Below are 19,348 nucleotides of genomic sequence, written 5' to 3'. Positions count from 1 at the left end.
GGTTCGCTACTCCTGGATAGACTTCGGAAGCTTCACCTTGTAATCATATTGGAGCACTTCTCCAGTGACATGATTACGATAGAAGTGCACTTCGAAGTCCATCCCGTGCGGGCTGGGGTACCTAGCGGTTGTCCACTTACCCCACTGGTGCGCACCCCCCCTCTTGGCGAACTCCGCCTGGACTGCTGCGTTGCCGATTTCCTCGCCGCCGATAATTTTCCTGGATTGCTGCAGGGCTTCCGGAGTGAGCGAACCATCCTTGGTGAAGATCGAACCAGCTCGCTCTTGCGCGAGCTGCCTGGCCAGTCGCTGTCCATTTACGACATTGTCAGCACTTTGAGCTCCCTGTAGTCCCTTGACCGCTTTGGAGCCTGCTGCAACGCCACCAGCTGTTCCTGCGCCACCCGTCAGAGCCTCCGCTCCGATTGTGGCGCAGACGTAGGGGGCTGCGAGGCAGGGGGGTGTAGCTAGTCCGATTACGGGACCAACGGCGACTACGAGGCCGACGGCGGTTACGACACCAAGGAGCACTTTCTGCAGAGTGGAAAGCGGCGGGCGCGCGGTCTCGTCGGCAACGGAAGGATCGTAGTTGGGGTTCGTGCCCATGGCGTAGCCGTGGAAGACCGCGGCCGGCCGCTTGGGTCCGGCTTTCAGCACAGGTCGTTCTGCTGTGGCCGTGTATCCGCGCTTGCGGTTATAGGTGACGGTTCCGGAGACGGTGTAGGACCGGTGCTGATAGGTGAAGGTGTCCTGCGTGTGGGTGTACCAGCCCCATGACCAGCCGCCGTTGCCCTCGTAGGTCCAGGTTTCGTACTTCGGTTCTCCCTTCTTCGTTTTTCCGACGACGCAGCTGCCCGAGCCGCCGCAGGCACCGTCGGGACGCAGGCCGGTGGGATCGGAGAGAGTGACGGGGGTGTTGTTGGCGTAGGCGTAGCCGTTGAGGGATTCGTGGTCTTCGGGGGCCAGGATGGGGTCGACGGTGAGGAAGCGTCCAATGGCGGGGTCGTATTCGCGGGCGCCGATGTGGGTGAGGCCGGTGGTGGTGTCGGCGGGTTTGCCGAGGAATCCCTTGTCGTCGGGCCAGGCGATGGGGTTGGTGCCGCGGTTTTCGCCGAAGGGCTTGGTGTAGCGGCGGGTGATTTTCTGGGTGGTGGCGTCGACGGTCATTGAGGCGGTGCCGTGGTGGTCATCGATGACCCAGTTGAGACCGGTGTTGGTGCGAAGGGCGGTGCCGTCACCGGCGCTGTAGTAGCGCTGTCCGCTGAACTTTTTGGTCGCCGCGTCGTAGTGGAGTTCCTGTCCTCCAGGGAGGTAAAGGACGGTGTTGTTGGTGCCGCGGCGGATGAGGACGCTGCCGTTGGCGTCGTACAGGTAGTCGGTGGTGGTGGCGCCTTCTGTGGTCTTGGCGAGCTTGCCCTCAGCGTTGTAGGTGAGGGTTTGGGCTGCGGTGGGGCCGGGGCGCTCAATGGTGCGGCCGAGTTCGTCGTACTCGTAGCTGCTGGTCTTGGTGCCGGCGGTGGTGCTGGTGAGGGTGTGGGGCTGTCCGCCGCCAGTGGCGTTGACCGGAGGGTAGGCGTAGTTGGTGGTGGTCGTGTCGCTGGTGGTGTGGACGGTCTGGGTGGCGCGCAGTCCGCCGGTCTTATAGGTCCAGCTGTTCCAGTAAGGGGCGGGGCCACCGAGTTGGGTCGTGGAGCGGGTCTGGGCGCAGTCGCCGGAGGCGGGGGTCCAGGCTTCGGTGAGGCGGCGGTGGCCGTCGTAGTTGAAGCACTGGGTGTCGTCGTCGCCGGCCTTGTTGGTGACTGAGGTGACGTTGCCGCTGGGGTCGTAGGCGTAGTCGGTGTCGCTGGTGTAGCCGGCGTTGGTTTGGTCGAGGGTGTGGGTGTTGGTCAGGCGGCGGGTGCCGTCTTCGTAGCGGTTGAGGATTTGCAGCTGCTTGGCGGTGGTCGATGTGCCCAGAAGGGTTTCTTCGACTTCGCCGAGTGGGGAGTAGCCGACTGATCGGACGTAGTCCATGGAGCCCTGGACGCCTGTGGGCATGCCGAGTGGGTTGTAGCTGTAGGCGACCGTTTCGGCGGGCAGGCCGCCGACGGCGGGCAGGGCCGTGTTCTGGACGGTGCCGTCCCAGTTGTACGCGGTGGAGGTGGTGAACGTCTGCGGTGCCTTGGCTTCTTCGACCAGCGGGTCGGTGGCGGCAAGCACGGTCTTGACGGAGGTCGGCTTGTAAAGGGCGTCGTAGCCGGTGATCTGGCTGGCGTAGATCTTCCCGGTGGTGCCGCCGACGTAGCGGATCGAAGAACTCGGCAGACCCTTGGCGACAGTGTCGTAGGTGTGCTTGGTCAGCTGGTGGGCGTTGTCCTTGGTGCCGTCCCAGGTGGCTGTGGTGCGGCCGAGTTCGTCGTAGTCGTAGAGGAGCGTCTTGGGCTGGCCGTCCACCGTGGTCGTGGTGCTGAGGACCTGGTCGGCGTGGTTGAAGGCCGAGGTTGTCTTGCCCTTGTCGGGGTCGGTGGTCTCGATGGCACGGCCGCGCAGGTCGTAGGTGTAGGTCCACTTGGCGTTGTCGGGACCGGTGATGGTGTCGATCTCGCCGCGCGGGGTGTAGGTGTACTTGGTGGTGGTGTAGTTGCTGCCGGTCGGGTCTGGGCCGGCGTACTCACGGCGCTCGATCGTCTTGCCCTGCGCATTGGCGATGGTCATGGTGCCCATGCCGCCGGGGGCTGCGGTGTTCGCGACCCTGTCGCCCTGGTGAGCAGTGCTGGTGCGCCATTTCTCCTGGTCGTAGACCTTGAAGACTGATGAGGTGGCGCGTCCGGCGCCGTCGTAGACGGTCTCAGTGGATGCCGGGGTGGAGCCGGGCAGGGTGTTGGCCAGGGCGCCGGTGGGGGCAGTGGTGTCGTGGATGTCGGCGTTGGTGAGGTAGCCGAGTCCGCGGTCGTCGTAGAGCGTCTCGGAGATCACCCGGCCGCCGTTGGCCGCGGGGGTTTGCTGCTGGCGGGGCCGCAGCATGGCGTCGTAAATCTGGTAGGCGCTGTTGTAGCTGGTGCCGTCGGCATTGAGGGCGTCGGTGCGAACCCAGGATGCCTTGTCCTTGGTGATGCTGTAGGCGTAGCGGATGCTGGCGGTGTCCTGGAGGGTGCGGGAGCGGTTGGGCTTCCAGACCGAGGTGACGCGGCCGAGAGAGTCATATGCCCACTCGGTGGTCTTGCCGTTGGGGTCGATGGACTTGGTAGCAGCCCCCCACGCGGGATCGCTCTCGGTGGTGGTGATGAAGCCCTTGGGATCGGTGACGACCGTTTTTGTCAGCGGTCCGTAACCAGTGTCATTCGGGGTGAAGGCGGTCTTGGTGGTGCGGCCGACGGCGTCCGTGGTGGCCGTGCTCCGGCCGAGGGCGTCGAAGGCGGTGGCGCTGGCTTTCTGATAGTCCGGCTTGCCGAGCGTGTAGCCGGAGACGCGGTATGTGGCGGTCGCGTCGCCCTTGGTGGGAATGGTGCCGACGGCCTGGTTGTCGTAGGCGATGGTGGTGTCGGCGAGAGAGTCCTTGGGCAAGCTGGGCGTGGTTCCGCAGGCCGCCGCGTAGGACTCCACGCGGGAGGGGGTGTCGACGATCCACGCCTTGGTGTTGCGGGCGTAGCTGGTGGTGTTGCAGGTCTCGTCACCGGTCTTGTCGACGTCGCCATGCTCGTTGACCCTGGTAGGCATGCCGTAGGTGGTGTCGTACTCGGTAGTCGTTTTCAATGTGCGGGTGCCGCTGGCAGTGGTCTGCCGGGCGCGGACGGTTCCGGACTGCACGAAGAAGGCTTCGGTAGTGCCCCAGTTGTAGGGGTGCTTGGCTGTGCTGTGTGACCACGGGTCGTGGATGGTGCCGCCGACCTCGTCGTTGCCGTTGTAAGTGATGGTCTCGCGGACGAAGCCAGCGTACTGGCGGGAGTCCTCGATGGTCGTGCCGGTGGAGTCGGTGACCTTCTCGTCGCGGGTGGTGCCAGCTGTGAGTTTCTTGTCGCCGTCCAGGCCGCGCATGTAGCGGGAGACGGTTTTGCCTCGCGGCCCGGTGGTGTCACCGATGGTGGTGGTGACCTTGGGGTAGCCGCGCCACTGGGACCAGGTGCGGTACTTCTCTTTGCTCAGTCCTTCGTCGTCGGAGTAGGCCCAGCCTGCTCCGCCGTCGTATGTGTAGTAGCTCTCCTGAGGCTCCCCGGCGCCTGTGGTGTCGTACTGCGTGACCGATGTGGTGACGTACTTGTGGAACCAGTCCAGTTCCGGGGTGGCGCCGGACTGGGAGTAGTAGACGGGGAAGCAGCGCAGGCTGTTGTCGTCTGCGGCGGTGGGCATCTTGGTGCCGCGGATGCACTGGGGGTCGGAGTAGTTGACCTCGATCTTCGCGCCGGTCTCGGAGGCGATGGTGCGGATCCTGTGCTTGATGTAGCGCAGGGTGTCACCGCCCTCGACGTGGTTGGGCATTTGGACGCTGCCGAAGGTGACCGAGGGCATGGCGAGGTCGTCGACGTCCGCGCCGGCCTTCCCCTTGGCGGTGATCGAGGTCAGCCACAGGCTCGGTGAGGAGGCGTCGCCGGTGTCGGGGAAGGAGTGGTTGAAGGTCCAGTTGTCGATGTTGCGGTAGGCGGCGTTTCCGGTGTCCCACACGTAGGTGTTCATGGAGGCCATGCGGTAGCGCGTGAAGAAGGAGGGCCCGATAAGGCCGGTGCAGGCTTTGCCGTCGCCGCAGATCTGGTCGAAGGGGACGTCTGGCCAGTTCTGTTTGGTGGCCTCGGTGAGGCTGGTGCAGCCGTCCGTGACGATGCAGCGTTGGGCGTAGTTAAGGGTGACGCGCTGAGCAGCCTTCTGGTCGAAGAGGTGGCCGTCGCGCTGGCCGTAATCGACGCGCTTGAGGTATCCGCCGCGAACGTACTTAGTACCGGGGTCGGCAACGCCGGACTTGGCGTAGTTGTTGGTCTCCTTGCCGTACCAGTGGCTCATGGCGTTGCCGTGGGTGTCGACGACGTAGTCGAGGTTCCACTTCCATGCCTGGGTGCAACCGGAGGCGTTGAAGTCGGTGCCGTGGCAGGGCTCGCCCGTGTTGTTGCCGAATACCGGCACCGTCCATGCCGAGTCGGTGACCGGGTCGTCGGTAGCAGTGCCGTTGTCGCTCCAGCCGGGCAGCTTGTGCTTGCCGAAGTAGTACTGCGTGCCGTCCGGGGTGGTGACCTTCCAGTACTCGCCGTTGTTGTCACCGTTGGACGCGCCGACCAGGTGCTCGACCTTGGAGGCGTCGTCGTTCTTCAGCCGCCAGGTTCCTCCGGTGTCCTCGGATTTCGCGGCGGCGGTGCAGGCTGCGGTGGTGTCGCAATCGTTGACAAGTTCGGTGGCTTTGCCGTTGAGGACGAGGGTGGCGTTGGCGTACTTCCAGCACAGGTCGCTCTTGCCGGCCTCGCTATCGTCCTTGCAGACGGCGTACTTGCGCTCGATGTAAGACTCGGTGAAGGAGAAGCCCTCACCGACGGTGGAAGTCTGGTTGTTCTCGGCCGCGGTGCGGCCGTCAACGCTCGCCGAGTTGTAGGACAGGGCCAGGCTCGGCGCCGGGCCGTTGCTGGGCGGCATCCGCAGCGGATAATTCCAGGTGAAGTCACCAGTGCTGCCACCGGCCTCCCACGTCGCGGACGGGCCCAGTGGTGTGGCGCCGAAGTCTCCGCCGCCACCTGAAGCACTCGCTGCTGCGGCGAGCAGCATGGGTTGCGCGGAAGCCAGCGCAGCGGGCTGCAGGTCCACGGTCAGGGTCTGCTTGACGGGGTTGTTGGTGGAGGCCAGGGGCTTCTGCGTGGTGCAGGACGGCTTGTTCGGTGTGGTAAGTGCACAGGCCGGAAGCTGTATCAGCTTGAGACGGGTACCGAAGGAGCCGCCATAGGCATCGGAGAAGGAGCTGTAGTTCAGGGAGAAGCGCAGCTTCCCGCCGGTACTCAGCCTCTCTTCAGGGGACAGGGTGAGGAGGACGCCGTTGACACCGGTCTTCTGGGCGGTTTTGCGGTCATGCAGACGGACCTTCACCGCTCCCTCGACCGCTGTGGCGCTGTCGGACGCTTTCGCAGCGGTACGGCGCGATACAGGTGTGGGCATCAGGGTGACGGGCAGACCGCCGGCCTGATGCCTGGCCTGCTTGGCGGTGCCCAGGCTGAGCGACGTGCTTCCTGCCTTGGGCCAGCGGGTCTTGTCCAGTCTCTCCCGGGTCTTACGGGCGGCCGGCGCGGCCTGATCCTTAGGGGTGGCGTGCTTCTTCGCGGTGAACGGCAGAACCCGGTCGATCTTCGGTTTGGGCGGGTCGGGGAATTCCCGGGTTGCGGCTTCGGCTATGGAGGTGAAGTCGTACCCGGTGGGCACGATGAGTTGCGGGACGAGTGCGAGCGAGACTGCTAGCGCACCGCGTCCGAGCCAGCGGCGTAGCGCGGCGTGGGGCCGGCCGCCACGGGATGCGGAGGTCACTGTTGTTCCATCCTCGAGAGTGGTGGGAATCCGCCCGAGCGAGAGAGCGGTCCGAAAGATGCGTCTTGGCGGCCGGCACGACACCGGCCACCAAGACGCGGCAATTGACGGGCTATTGCTCAGCGCTGTACAGGTCTCCGACTACGGACCCGTCCATGGCACCGGCCCAGACCCGCACATCGGCTATGTGGCCGGGGAAGTACCGCGCCGGGCTCCCGTTGACCAGGGCGCGGCCGGTCTCGAGCTTTCCTGATCCCTGCCAAGGCGCCGTGAACATGACGCCCGTCGGCCCGTTCATCTGGGCGGTGTCAACGTAGAGGAACAGGGCGCCGACGCTCGTCTGGCCGTCTTCCTCTGTTTCCTGCTGGGCGTCGTAGACCGCGGTCAGACGCACCCACTTGTCCTTCTCCGCCACGGCGGACTGAGCAGAGGTCCAGGTAACTCCGGTGCCGTCCTTGCTAGGGCGGCCGAACTTCCACTTGCCGACGGTCGATCCGGCAGGCTGCTCGTACCAGATACCCCATGACGATTGGGTGGTGCCAGCCTGGCCGAGTACCTCAACGGCGTAGCTCTTGGATGTGTCGGCCAGCTTGCTGCTGTCCAGGCGCGCCCAAGTAGTGGCGGTGAACGATCCTGTTTCATCGACCACAGGGCCGGTTGAAGCAGCGTAGGAGCTGGTGCCGTTCAAGGTCATCACCTGCCTGACGGGCAACCCGAGGTCGGCGTTCTCTGCGTCGGCCGGATCCGCGCCGAGCGTGGCTCCCGTCAGCGTCATCGTCCGGCTGTAGCCGGAGTCGTCGGTGAGGCTGGTGCCGGAGGCTTTGGTGGCGTCCCAGTGACCGACCTTCGAGACGATGGGGTCGCCCGACGTACCGTCGCTGGCATCCTCGTCCTCCAGCCGGGCGTCCTGCAGGACTTCCGCGTCCGCGAGGGAACGGGACCAGGTTCGCACCTCATCGATGGACCCGTTGAAGTGATCGGTGTAGGAGGAGTGCCAGAGCGCGCGGCCGACCTGAAGGCCGCCCGTCGCCTTCCAGGCAGTGGGAGCGGTGTCCGTTCCCTGGAGGTGGCCGTTGACGTAGAGGCGGATCTGCTGATCGGCGGCATCGTAGGACGCTGCGAGATGTGTCCACACACCGCGCACTGCCGGCTGCTTGGCCACCACGAGCTGATCAGACAGGTTGCCCGTCTCATCGTCCTTGGAGGAGGACCGCATCGTCCAGGTCTTCTCGGAGTCCTGGTACGAGAGATAGAAGCCGCTGTAGAAGGAGCCGCTGACACCCAGGACGGTCTGATTACCTGTGCCTCCCGGGGCCAGGCGGGCCCAGGCCGACACCGTGTAGGACTTCGAGGTGTCGATCGGAGCGGTGCTGCTGGCAGCGTAGGCGGTGGTGCCATTGGTTTTGAGGGCGTGCGTGCCGGCGCGCTCCAGCGTGGTGTAGGTAGCCGAACCTCCGGTGGTCAGCGGGTGCTGCGTTCCGGCAGTGGTGTCGGCACCGCTGGTGTCGAGGTGCCATTGGCCTGAGGGGGGCTCCGCGCCCTTGACATTGAAGCTGTAGTAGCCGGTGAGTGAGCTATGGCCTGCGGCGTCGTACCCCCACACCCGGATGGTGTTCTCTCCGGGCTGGTCGGGCTTGATGAACACCACCTTCGCCCTTCCGATCGGAACCGGCAGCGATGGGGAAAGCTTTCCGCTGTTGAGGCGGTAGCGATAGGAAGTGACGTCCGAGTCGATGTCCGGGGTGGAAGGATTAGCATCCCCGGGCGTGAAGACGAACATCCCGCTCTCTCCTACCCCTCCAGAGGCCGGATACGTGTCGGCAGGCGGGTACTTCCAGTCCGCGCTTTTGACCGTCGGAGGCGGCGGGCTATCGGTGTCGACGCGGAAGTAACACCACCCAGACCAGGCGGAATCCAAGACTCCGGTGGCGCCACGGTCTGTCTTGTAATAAGCCTGGGTGCGTGCACGCACCCGATACTGGACGTTCGGAGTCAAGACGGCAGCACCAGTGCTGCTGGCGACATCAGCATCCCGTCTCGAATTGTCCGTCGCCCAAGCGCTGCTGGGGTCGTTGATGCCCCACGCCTTGGCCGTAGCGCCTTCCTTCCAGACCTCGAACTGGGCGCGGAGCTGAGAATTTGTTCCGTCGCTCGACTGGACAGTGGCGTTGACCTTCGGCGTCCTGTCACTGGTCGCGAACGGCTCCGACCAGTGTTCACACGCATTCCCAGTCGTCCCCTGGCGTACGCCGACGGAGGTGGGCACCGAGGGCCTGGAAATGTAGGTGACCGAAAGCTTCGCGTCGTCCCGGAAACGCGCCCACGAGGCGGTGGAAGACTCGTCGTGCGCGGTCAAGGAGAAGGTGATCTGCGACTTCTGATCGTCGGCATGCGACTGCAGGGTGGGGGTCAGATTCTCATTCGTCTCCTCCCCCGTGTTGTCTGAGAAGCGGACCCAGTCAGCGGGCTGGGAGGGGCTACAGAGGCCGCCGCGTCCGTAGGCGACATTCCTGTCCCCCATCAGGTCCTTGGCGACAGGCCTCGACGACCAGGATGTCGAGGATGAGATCCCGCGGTCGACCAGGCTCAGGTCGTACCAGTGCGGATCGCAGGTGAAAGTCCACGCCTGGTAGACCTCGACTGTTGCATCCAGGATCTTCTTGCCGTGCAGCTTCGTGAGCGGGTACTCGAAATACAGGCGCTGCGTGTACGGGGTGTAGGAGCACAGGTAGCCCGCGTAGTCCTTGCAGTACCCCACCCCCTTCTCGCCGTCCCACTCCCAGAACCGGTCACCGTCGGAAGACAACGCCGTCCAGTCCGTGCGGGTGAGTCCCGTAGTCGGCGGATCAATGAAGACAGGGAAGACAGTGTCCTCGCCGCGCAGCAGTTTCAGGTCAGGCACGATCTCCAGCGCATCGCCATGGATCTCCACGGCAACAGCTGCTGTCGCATCGCCGGCAGTGGGCGCGGCAGCCGGATCATCCCCTCCCCCATCGTCTGGCTCTGCGCCCCGCATTGCGGCGGCCCGCGAAACTCGCGCCCCAGACGGCGCGGCCTGAGGCTGATCACCTGCGGAGTCCCACATGCGTGCGCCGGGGCCTTCGAAGACTTTCGCTCCGTTCTCGTCTACGAACCGGAGCCCACCATCCACGCCTGGGAGGACATCCACTCCCCTGGCCCCGACAGAAAGTCTCAGCTTGTTCAGCTGTGGATTCTCTGCGGCCTCAGCGGACTTCACTATGAGGACCTGAGTAAATCCGGTCCCTGTCGCAGACAGCTTCAGATCCACATCGGGAAGCACGTCCGCGTACGTTGCGGACTTGCCCTCCAACTGCGGGGCAGGAAGCTCTGTAGGCCACCCAAGCGTTAGAGATTTGTCGTCCGCGGCGAGCTTGACCATGCTTCCAGCCCCGCCGCCAGAGAACTCAACGTGGGTGGTGGTCGACTTCGCGCGGACCCGACCATCTGCATCACGCCGCAGCGTGGTGTCGATCGGAGCCCACGTCCCGTCATCCTGGCGGGCCCGCACAGGAGCAGCGTTCATTTCCTGCGTGAACGTGCCATCGGGATTAGCGAACACCTGAGAGAGCTCAGTGCGCTGCGCTGCCACCTCCACGCGTTCACCCGAATCGACTGCACGCAGCGCAGCCTGCGTCTCGGGCGAAACTGGCTCGCTGGCAGCAGCCGCTGACGGATGCGCCGCAGCCGGCTGTTCAAGCGCGGGAAGCCCTCCGAAAACAACTGACGCCACTATCAGCACACACACTCTGTGACGCGCTCTGCGCCACACCCCACCACTCACAGGCCCGCCCCGACTCTTACACGACTCTTACACAAGTCCGCCAAATATGGTTCGGTGGTAAAGACCAGTCAAGAGCAGCCCCCGTAGCCGCCTCGACCGGTTGCAGAAGGAACGCCCGCCCATTCACTCCACAATGATCCCAACAGCTGACTTATCGGGCGTCGGGTATTAGAGAGCTCCCAAACAGCCAACTAACCACAGGAACAAGGCTGTTAGCTGCCCAAGCTCCACGTTTCGCTCTGACATGGGACTCTCGTACACCACCGGGAAGTTGCTGCGCAAAGCGCAGTGCAAAACCCAGCATGGACTCACACGTCACCCCTGTCGGGCTCTCTCACCGAAGTCGCTGGGAGGAGTCGACCTGACCTCGAAGTGGCCAGACTCATGCTGGCCCGGGCGCCGACGCTGGTTCCGGTGTACGGGCACCAGTTCGTGCTACCGGACGCGGCGCTCATGGGCACCCCGTCCTGTCGATTTGGGGCCTACATCATCTGTTACGGCCACGACCTGGCCGATTACATCGATTCACGAATGCAGCGAGGTCGATGAGGACGCCCCCTGGAACCCGCAGGCGAGCGTCGCCTTCTGGAAGGACTTTCCGCACTAGCCTCGCCGTTTCACTTGGGGACGGCTGACTATGGGGCGGAAACGCGAAAGTGCCTTCCTGACCTGGGACGATGAACCTTGCTGAGGGGTTCTGTCGGTCCAGGCGGAGGGCACTTTCTACGTGCAGGCTATCGGGTTGCGTCCCAAGGTCCAGGTCAGTACCGATGGTTCGGGGGTGGTCGGTCATGCCGGGGCACGGCTGCTGGCTGATCTCGCTGATGCCACCGGGCTCACCGCCGCGTACTCCACCGCTCTCAGACCGCTTCGGCCGCGCGGGACCGGGCATGATCCGGGCCGGATCGCCACCGATCTGGCGGTGATGCTCGCCGACGGCGGCGAGGCCATTGCGGATCTGGCCGTGCTGCGGGACCAGGCAGGGGTGTTCGGTTCGGTCGCCTCGACACCGACGGCCTGGCGGCTGCTCGCCGACACCGATGAGAGGGCACTGTCCTCTCTGCGCTCGGCCCGTGCGCAGGCCCGGGAAGTCGCCTGGCTGCAGGCCGCCGAGCAAGGCGAGGGCATTCCCCCAGCCCGCGCCGCGGGACGCATTCTGCCCGGGCTGGTCCTGGACCTCGACGCCACGCTGATCACCTGCCACTCCGAGAAGGAGCAGGCTGCACCCACCTACAAGGGCGGCTTCGGTTTCCACCCGCTGCTGTGCTTCCTGGCCAACACCGGCGAGGCACTCTCCGGCCGGCTGCGGCCCGGGAACGCCAGTGCCAACACCGCCGTCGACCACATCACGGTGCTCGGCCAGGCGCTCGCGCAGATCCCCGACGCGCACCGGCACGGCACCGACATCCTCGTCCGCACCGACAGTGCCGGATCCGCGAAAGCATTCCTTGCCCACGTCCGCGACGCGCGGGAACGAGGAATCCGTACCTTCTTCTCGGTCGGATACGCCATCACCGAGCCGGTCCGCCGCGCTGTCCGGGCCATGCCCGACCACCTCTGGCATCCCGCCCTGGACCAGGACGGGACTCTGCGTGATGGCGCCGAGGTCGCCGAGCTGACCGGCATGGTCGATCCGGACGGCTGTCCGACCGGCACCCGCATAATCGTGCGCCGAGAGCGGCCGCACCCCGGAGCCCAACTGTCCCTGTTTGATCAGGACGAGGGTCTGCGTCATCAGGTGTTCCTCACCGACACCCCGTCCTCCGGCGGCGGCTCCGCCCAGTTCCTGGAGGTCCGCCACCGCGGGCATGCCACCGTCGAGGACCACATCCGGATGGGCAAGACCACCGGCTTCGGCCGCTTCCCCTCCCGCGACTTCCGCGTCATCACCGTCTGGCTCGAACTCAGCCTCGCAGCGATCGATCTGCTGGCCTGGACCCGTGTCCTGCTGCTGGACGGCGAACTCGCCACTGCCGAGCCGAAGAAGCTCCGCTACCGGCTGCTGCACGTCGCCGCCCGCCTCACCTGCGGCGGCCGCCGCCTGCGCTTGCGGATCTCGGCGACCTGGCCCTGGAGACACGAACTGGCCACGGCCTTCCATCGCCTCGCCGCACTGCCCCGACCCGCCGGCTGACCGGCAAACTCCCGCCCGCCCACGACCCGAAGGACCCCGGAGAACCCGACCACCGCGCCGGGACTCCACCATGCCCAAGCACCGAAATCACCTCGGCCACCCAACAGTTCGTGACCAGCGACGCCGCCTCACCCCAGCCGAAATGGCGAGGCTAGTAAGTACTCGCTACTGAAACCGAAATCCGAGGCATGAAGATATGTCTGCGATTAGCGTGCCGACTCGGGCGATTGCTCGTTGAACGCGGCGTCGCGTCGAGGGGACGCCGCGGGCTTGCCGATCGGTGATGCCCTCGGCGTGGGCGGGGCGCATCAGCTACGAACCCGCCCGTGAGCCTACGGCCGGTGGTGCGCCTGCCAGGCGCGGCACAGCGCGGGCCGAACTCCTCCTGGCGTTCGGCCAGGAGGTCCTGGGGCTGCTGGAGGTGGCAGTCCAGGATGTGCACGCCGTCCTGGAAGGGTTCGAAGCCGATTCGTTCCCACACGCGTCCCAGTGTGGCGGCTGCGTCGCGGTGCTGGTCCTCGCTCAGCTCGCGGCCGTCGGCTGAACCGGGCTCACAGGCCACCGCGACGCAGCCCTGGGACAGACGGCGGATCGCCGCTCCCGCCAGCACCGGCCCCAGGCCATGACCTCGCCATTCGGGCTCCAGGATGATCCGATCCATGACCAGCAGATCACCGACCGGGTGCGCGAGGGCAGCCTCGAAGGCCGGCTCCCATCCGTCGGCGCCGACGTCCAGGACCACCTCGCCGATACGGGCGACATCCCCGGTGTAGGAGTCCATCGCCTCGAAGGGATGGTCGGGGCCGAACATCCGTACCCGCGCGAACGACATCCGGCCCACGGTCACGTCCTGCACCGCGTCCAACGCCTCATCATCCATGTCGCTGTACGCGGCCATGTCCTCGGCCAGGACGTCCGCGTCGATCCGAGCCGTCACCGTCCACACCTCCAGCGTGTCCTCGAACTCATAGACCTGGACGGGGTGTTCATAGTGGTAGGCAAGACTGATCAGGGACGGATCGGCGGGCAGTTGGGCAATCTTGGGAACCATGCTGCTCACCGTGCCACCGTAGTGGCCACAGACCTCCGCGCGCCGGGGAACGGCTCACGCACACTCCTTCCGCGTTGAGCCCTGTGCGGAGTCGGCATGGCGTCGGCTACGGGAGCCGTGCCATTGTGGCTATACGCCAGCGGGCACCGACCGCAGACACCAGGGCCCGCTCCCTGGATTCGTCGCGCGGTCGGGGGCTCTACCGTGTGTGAGCGCGAGCTCGCCGGAGGGCTTGCGCCTACTCCTGGTGCTGGTCCGGTGCGGTGGATCCGGCGTGTCGGCCGGCGCCTGTTGGAGGGTTCGGTCGGCAATGTGGGCGAGCCTGCTCGTGACGGCTTGGACCGCGGCGAGCCAGCCTTCCTCGAACTGCTCACCACGCCCACCTGGTGGGGTGTCCAACTCGATGGCCTCGCCCTGGGCGGCTTCCACGGCCCCGGCCTGGATCGCCGCGACCAGGTACTGCACCTCGCCGGCGCTCGCTCCCGCCGAGGCGAGCAGCGAGCCCAGACGGAGTTGGGCGTTCGCCGCGGTCTGCGGGTGCACGGCGATCAGCGGTAACTTCGGCTGTTCTGTGCGGTGGTTCATTTGCGGTTCCTTTGCGGCTACGGCGGTCGTGGGCGGGCCGAGTCTCGGGCGGGTGCCGCTGTGGACAGCGGTGTCACCTGAGTTCGATGGAGTAGGAACCTCCGGGGAAGTCCCATCCGTCGGTGCCTTCGCCGATGTCTTCCACGATGACGTCGTCGACGAAGTGATCCTCGAACTCGTCGTCGGTGAGCTCACCGGCGAGCCAGAGTTCCTCGATCTCGTCCCAGTTGCCCCTGCGCCCGTCGATGCGCAAGGGCGCGGCCTCGCGTGTGCCGCGCGTGCGTTCGTCATCTCCCGTTCGGACGACACCGCTGATCTCGAACTGGCCGTTCTTGACGTGGTCGGGGATCGGGTCGGCGGGGACGACGGCGACGTTTTCGTAGGCGGTGTGGATGAGGTCGCGGTAGCTGCGGCGGATGTTGTACTCGGGGTCGGACAGCCAGTTGACCAGGGTCTTGGTGGTCACGTGGAGTCCGGCCTCTTCCAGGGCCTGGTATCCGCGGTGGGTTGCGGTGAGCTGGCTGAGCTGGGCGTGCCAGTGCTTGGCGTTGTACGACGACAGCCGGTGGCGGGGGGTGACCTGGGAGCGCAGGAGGGCGTTGAGGGCGGCGCCCAGGGATCCTCCGTGGCCGGTGGGCCCGGCCATCAGTCGTCACCCTCGGGGAGGATCTCGCCGCGCTGGACGAACTTGGCCTTCACTTCGCCGAAGCCGGTCCCGATCCGGTACGTGGCGGGGGGCGTGCCTGGGGGCGTCCAGAAGACGGCCGCGTCGACGTTGCGCAGGGCGATGAGCTTGTGGCCTTCCTGGACGGCCTTGAAGGCCATGGTCCAGTGGCGGACGGATGCCTCGGCGACCATGCTCATGCGCCAGTCGGGCCGCCAGAACGGGGACCGCTGTTCCTGGCGCTTGGGCCACAGCAGGCGCAGCGCGATGGACAGCCGGGTCTTGTACGCCTTGTAGGGTTCTCCGCCGGTCTGCACGAGCTCGATGCGCGCTTGCCGGGCCGCGGCGTAGAAGGGCTTGAAGAGCGACTCGTTCGCCTTCCCTGTCCACGAGTCGTGGATGGTGGGCATGGCGTCGAGGTGGCCTTCGCGGACGAGCTTCTCCAGCTGCTTGATGTGCGGGGTGGTGACCCACACGCGGCCCTCGTCGTCGGGCCGCTCGATGATCCGCCCCAGGGGGTGCGGCATGTCCGAGCGGTTCCACTGCGGGATGTCGATGAGGTAGATGCCGGCCTTCGTCTTGTCGAACGCGTCGAGGGGGCCGGTGTGCAGCAGCTTGTTCGGCGCGAGGGGGACGGCCGAACAGGCGGAAGGATAACTGCCGTTGCGGTCGATCAGGCACATCACGCCGTCGCCGAATGAGTCGGGCACGAGGAGCTGGTCGCGCCTCACGCGCTTTCCGTTCGCCTTCGTGTGGGCGACGCGGGTGCTGGTGACGTCGGGGTGGACCCAGCGGGGCTCGCCGTCCATGTCCTCACTGATCAGCGGCCACGGACCGCTGTCGCGTTCCTCGTTGCGGATCACCTTGATCGGGTGCATCTTCGAGCGGCCGACCGCGTCCTTGAGGATCACGAGGGCGGGGAAGGGAGCCCCCTCGGGCTCGTCCTCCTCATCCCCCGGTACCAGACCGTCCCCGGTGTCTTCCTCGTCGACGTCGTCCGGGGTCTGCCCGGCGTCCTCAGCCGACGGGGCAGGCGTCGCAGCCGGGTGTTCCGTGGGCGCCTGCTGCTCGGTGGTGCCGGCGGCTGCGGCCTCGGTGTCGTCGGCGCGCAGAGCCGGGTGGTAAGCGCACAGCGCATTGGCCAGGCGAAGGCCCTCGGCGGTGTCCGGCAGCTGCGTCACCGACGTGAAGGCGGGGACCAGATAGGAGCTGAGGTTCTCCACGGCTGCGTCGTCGCCGTCGCCTACCGCGGTGCGCAGTGCGGCCAGTAGGCGAGTGGCGTCGGCGGGGAGTCCCTGGTGGGCGCCGGACGTGTAGGGAAGCGCCGCCTCCGCCAGCTCCGCCGCGCGGCTCGCGGGGGCATCGGCGAAGCGGGCGTGGAGTAGGTCGGGCTGCAGGTAGGCCGAGCCGATGGTGCCGAAGTCCCGCTCCGCGACCGTCACCTGAATCTTGGAAGGGTCCGCGGTCACAGCGAGCGTCACCAGGACGTCGGAGTCCAGGAGACCCAGGAGTGTCGGATCGTCGCTGTCCACGACGGCGAGTACCGGTACGTGCAGGGTGCGCGCGAGGCTGGCCAGGACCTGGGAGGCGTCCGGCAGGCGGTCGCCGGATAGCGGCAGGCGGGGGTTGTGGGCGGCCTGGAGGCGGTCCACGACTACGAGCGCCAGGTCCTCGACGTGCGGGGCGGTGTCCGCGATGGCTTCGGCCGTCAGGTCGCTGCCGTCGTCGATGAGTAGCACGGAGGCCTGCTGGCGGAGCTGCTGGGCGACCTGCTGCTCGTGCTCGGTGAGGCGGCCCTGCTTCAGGCGCGGGTAGTCGCCGCCGCTCTCCGCGGCGAGGATCCGGCGGAAGATGTCGGCCCGGTTGGGTCCCGACGCCGCGTACAGGACCTTGCGGTTGTCGGCCAGTGCGGTCTTCCTGGCGGCGGCCAGTCCCAGCAGGCTTCCGCCGACGTTCGGGGGCGCCGCTACGAGGGTTAGCCGGCCGGACTGCAGACCGCCCGTCGCGGCGTCCAGGCCGGGCAGTCCGAACGAGAGGCTTCCGGCCGGGCCGGAGGTGAGTTCGGCGCCGATCGCGTCGCCCAGTGTGGCGAGCCTGCGCGGCGCACTGTCGCGGTCCGGATTGCGTGGGCTGTTCACCGCACCTCCTGCGGGAGCCGCACCCGTGTGCGTGGCCGTATCGGATGAGAGGACACCGGAGTCGGCGTCGACGGGCAGCAGCACGGCGACCGGCGCGGTGCCGCGCAGGAGTACCTGCGGGTGACCCTGGGCCGCACGCGTGATGAGGTCGCCGAACTCCCGTTGCGCAGCACTCAGGGAGTGGGAGGGCAGGCCGTCCGGCTTCCGGGCCGCGGGGAGGCGGTCCAGCGGCGCCAACAGGGCGTGATCCTGCCGCTTGTGGACCCGCGTCGCGATCCCCTCCTCCTCGGCTTTCTTCACCAAGGCGTACAGGGCGGTCCGGGCTGCGGTCGCGTTCATCGCGGACTGCGCCCGTGGCGACTGACTCACTCACCCTCCTAGAACACTCAACTCCCCATCATGATATCAGATCCCACCCATTATTTGGACTCAAGTCACTATGTTTTTTTGGCACTTCACTCATTTGTGAGCTGTTCGGTGTGGGTTGACGGCTTGGAGTGCGGCTCTATCGGCTCCGACAGCAGTCGGGCAACGTTGAAGGCCGGGGCTCTTACTTCGGCCCCGGCCTTCAACTCACTCCGTCCGCAAACGATCACACCCGAGCGCGAGGTCAGCTCCGCGCTGTCGGCTCCTGCTCCTTCTGCACCTCGGGGTGCTGGTAAGAATCCTGTCAGGGATGCTGATGGCCAAGTCGAGGCACAAGAAGCCGGAGAACGTGCGCCGCTACTTCAAGCCCTCTCCGGAAGCCATCGCCCCGGTCACCAGCCTTCTCGCCCCCAGCGACAGCAGGTGCTGAGTCACAGCCGGTAGTTCGCCAGAAGAGGATGCCCGGTCCTTAACCCGCCGTTGGCCCGAACCGTCGCCGGTACTCCATCGGACTGAGCCCTGTTTCGCGGCGCATCAGAGCGCGCAAATTAGCAGCGGTGCCAAGCCCACTGCGCCGAGCGACCACGTCGAAGCGGGGCTCCCCCCGCTCGATCAACCGGCAGGCCAGGGAGAGCCGTTCCCCCGTGAGCCAGGCCAGCGGCGTCGTGCCCAGTTGCGTCCGGAAGCGGCGATGCAGCGTCGCTGAACTGACCGTCGCATGCGCCGCCAACTCGGACACCGCGAGTGGTGAGTCCAGCCGCTCCTGGGCCCAGGCCAGGAGCGGCCCAAGGGATTCGTCCAGCAGGTCGGGCATGGGCCGCTCCACGAACTGCCGCTGCCCACCGTCCCGGTGCGCCGCAAAGACCAGCCGCCGGCTCACCGAGTTGGCGACCTCCGCACCGTGGTCGCGACGGACCACGTGCAGCCCCAGGTCAAGTGCGGCCGCGCTCCCCGCAGCGGTGAGGATGTCGCCGTCGTCCACGAACAGCACATCCGATTCGAGCTGTACGGCAGGGAAACGGGCTCGAAAGGAGTCCGCCCACTGCCAGTGCGCAGTGGCCCGGCGCCCGTCGAGGACCCCGGCTTCGGCCAGTGTGAAGGCACCGCTGCAGAAGCCGACCAGGCGCGCACCGCGTGTGTGCGCCCGTCGGACGGCGTCGAGCACGGCCGGGCGGCGAGGTACCTCGGTGTCGGGCCGGTTGGGGACGATCAAGGTGTCCGCCGAGTCGGCCGCTTGCAGATCTGCGACTCCGGTGAGTGTGAAGAATCCGTCCCGCATCAGCGTGCGGGGATCGGGCGAGCAGAGCCTGAAGTCGTAGAGATCACGGCCGATCTCGGGCCTGCGCAGGCCGAAGATCTCGGTCGCGCAACCGAGCTCGAAGGGGTTCGAGTTCTCATCCACGATGACGACGACGCGATGCGGGCCGGCTGCATGGACTGCGTGCGAGGATTCTTGCGGCATGCGCTATTTCTAGCACTCACGCCGATCGCGCGTCACGGGGAAGGATGAGCCCGTGATCAACGAACCCATCGCCCTCAGCAAGGCCCTGGCCTCCTTCGACGCCCTGTGGAGCCCCCGCATCGTCACGCGTGTCAACAACTACGACGTACGCATCGCCAAGGTCGAGGGCGAACACATCTGGCACGCCCACGACGAAACCGATGAGTTCTTCCTGGTGCTCGACGGCGAGCTGCACATCTCCCTGCGCGAGCCTGCGGGGGAGCGCACGGTCGTGCTCCCCCAGGGGGCGGTCTTCTCTGTCCCCCGCGGTACGGAGCACAAGCCCTACGCTCCGTCCGGCACCGCGATCCTCATGTTCGAGCCCACCGGGACACCGACGGTCGGCGATCGCCACGACGAGATCCCGGCCCATGTGGACGCGACGACAGGGCACACGCTCGACTCCTGAAGGCCGTCAGGCACCCTGCCCCGACCACCCGTTCGTCGACCCCATGCAGCTCATCACTCCGGCCGCCGCCCGGGCTCCGCGCTCGCCACCAGGTCGGGGCCGTTCATCGGACAGCCGAGTGCCGTCAACGATCGTGTCACCGATCCGGCCAGCCAATTGCTGGTTACGCGGTCGTTCGGCACCACATCCACCTGCTGGGCCGGTATTCATGTATCGGGCCTTCCACCAGG

General features: G+C 66.5%; 9 protein-coding genes and 1 pseudogene. 3 read left to right on the top strand and 7 right to left on the bottom strand.

What is annotated here, in order from left to right:
• Positions 1-6 precede the first annotated feature (6 nt).
• Both J7I98_RS26865 and J7I98_RS26860 read right to left on the bottom strand, forming a co-directional pair.
• On the bottom strand, positions 7-6,468 hold the full coding sequence (locus J7I98_RS26865; protein ID WP_308377948.1) for an RHS repeat-associated core domain-containing protein: 6,462 nt from the start codon (positions 6,466-6,468) through the stop codon (positions 7-9).
• Positions 6,469-6,580: 112 nt separating this feature from the next.
• On the bottom strand, positions 6,581-10,084 hold the full coding sequence (locus tag J7I98_RS26860; protein WP_308377947.1) for a LamG domain-containing protein: 3,504 nt from the start codon (positions 10,082-10,084) through the stop codon (positions 6,581-6,583).
• Between the two features lie 883 nt (positions 10,085-10,967).
• Between J7I98_RS26860 and J7I98_RS26855 the strand changes: the two genes are divergently transcribed.
• Entirely contained in the window at positions 10,968-12,404 is a 1,437-nt protein-coding gene (locus J7I98_RS26855; RefSeq protein ID WP_214927264.1) for an IS1380 family transposase, read from the top strand.
• Between the two features lie 151 nt (positions 12,405-12,555).
• Here the strand turns inward: J7I98_RS26855 and J7I98_RS26850 are convergent, their stop codons facing one another.
• The 4 genes from J7I98_RS26850 to J7I98_RS26835 all read right to left on the bottom strand — a co-directional run bounded on the left by J7I98_RS26850 (position 12,556) and on the right by J7I98_RS26835 (position 17,211).
• Entirely contained in the window at positions 12,556-13,455 is a 900-nt protein-coding gene (locus tag J7I98_RS26850; protein WP_214927145.1) for a hypothetical protein, read from the bottom strand.
• Between the two features lie 129 nt (positions 13,456-13,584).
• Positions 13,585-14,040, bottom strand: a complete 456-nt coding sequence (locus J7I98_RS26845) for a hypothetical protein (RefSeq protein WP_214927143.1) — start codon at positions 14,038-14,040, stop codon at positions 13,585-13,587.
• Positions 14,041-14,113: 73 nt separating this feature from the next.
• Entirely contained in the window at positions 14,114-14,686 is a 573-nt protein-coding gene (locus tag J7I98_RS26840; RefSeq protein ID WP_214927141.1) for a hypothetical protein, read from the bottom strand.
• Entirely contained in the window at positions 14,686-17,211 is a 2,526-nt protein-coding gene (locus J7I98_RS26835) for a DnaB-like helicase C-terminal domain-containing protein (protein ID WP_308377946.1), read from the bottom strand. Before J7I98_RS26835 ends, J7I98_RS26840 begins: the two co-directional genes overlap by 1 nt.
• Before the next feature lie 307 nt (positions 17,212-17,518).
• On the opposite strand from J7I98_RS26835, the pseudogene J7I98_RS26830 reads away from it, so the two are divergent.
• A pseudogene (locus tag J7I98_RS26830) lies at positions 17,519-17,638 on the top strand (site-specific integrase); the annotation flags it as partial.
• A gap of 39 nt (positions 17,639-17,677) precedes the next feature.
• On the opposite strand, the gene J7I98_RS26825 reads toward J7I98_RS26830, so the two are convergent.
• Entirely contained in the window at positions 17,678-18,670 is a 993-nt protein-coding gene (locus J7I98_RS26825; protein ID WP_214927139.1) for a GlxA family transcriptional regulator, read from the bottom strand.
• Positions 18,671-18,722: 52 nt separating this feature from the next.
• Between J7I98_RS26825 and J7I98_RS26820 the strand changes: the two genes are divergently transcribed.
• Entirely contained in the window at positions 18,723-19,118 is a 396-nt protein-coding gene (locus J7I98_RS26820) for a cupin domain-containing protein (protein WP_214927137.1), read from the top strand.
• The last annotated feature ends 230 nt before the right edge of the window (positions 19,119-19,348 follow it).

The organism is Streptomyces sp. ISL-98, assembly GCF_018614055.1.
Classification (GTDB): domain Bacteria; phylum Actinomycetota; class Actinomycetes; order Streptomycetales; family Streptomycetaceae; genus Streptomyces; species Streptomyces spiramyceticus.
The sequence above is the reverse complement of the archived record's forward strand: the minus strand, read 5'-3'. Positions and strand labels throughout refer to the sequence as shown.

Bases quoted from the DNA above. Each gene is read 5' to 3' on its own strand.
- J7I98_RS26850 (WP_214927145.1), bottom strand. From the start codon at position 13,455: ATGGTTCCCAAGATTGCCCAACTGCCCGCCGATCCGTCCCTGATCAGT.
- J7I98_RS26845 (WP_214927143.1), bottom strand. From the start codon at position 14,040: ATGAACCACCGCACAGAACAGCCGAAGTTACCGCTGATCGCCGTGCAC.
- J7I98_RS26840 (WP_214927141.1), bottom strand. From the start codon at position 14,686: ATGGCCGGGCCCACCGGCCACGGAGGATCCCTGGGCGCCGCCCTCAAC.
- J7I98_RS26825 (WP_214927139.1), bottom strand. From the start codon at position 18,670: ATGCCGCAAGAATCCTCGCACGCAGTCCATGCAGCCGGCCCGCATCGC.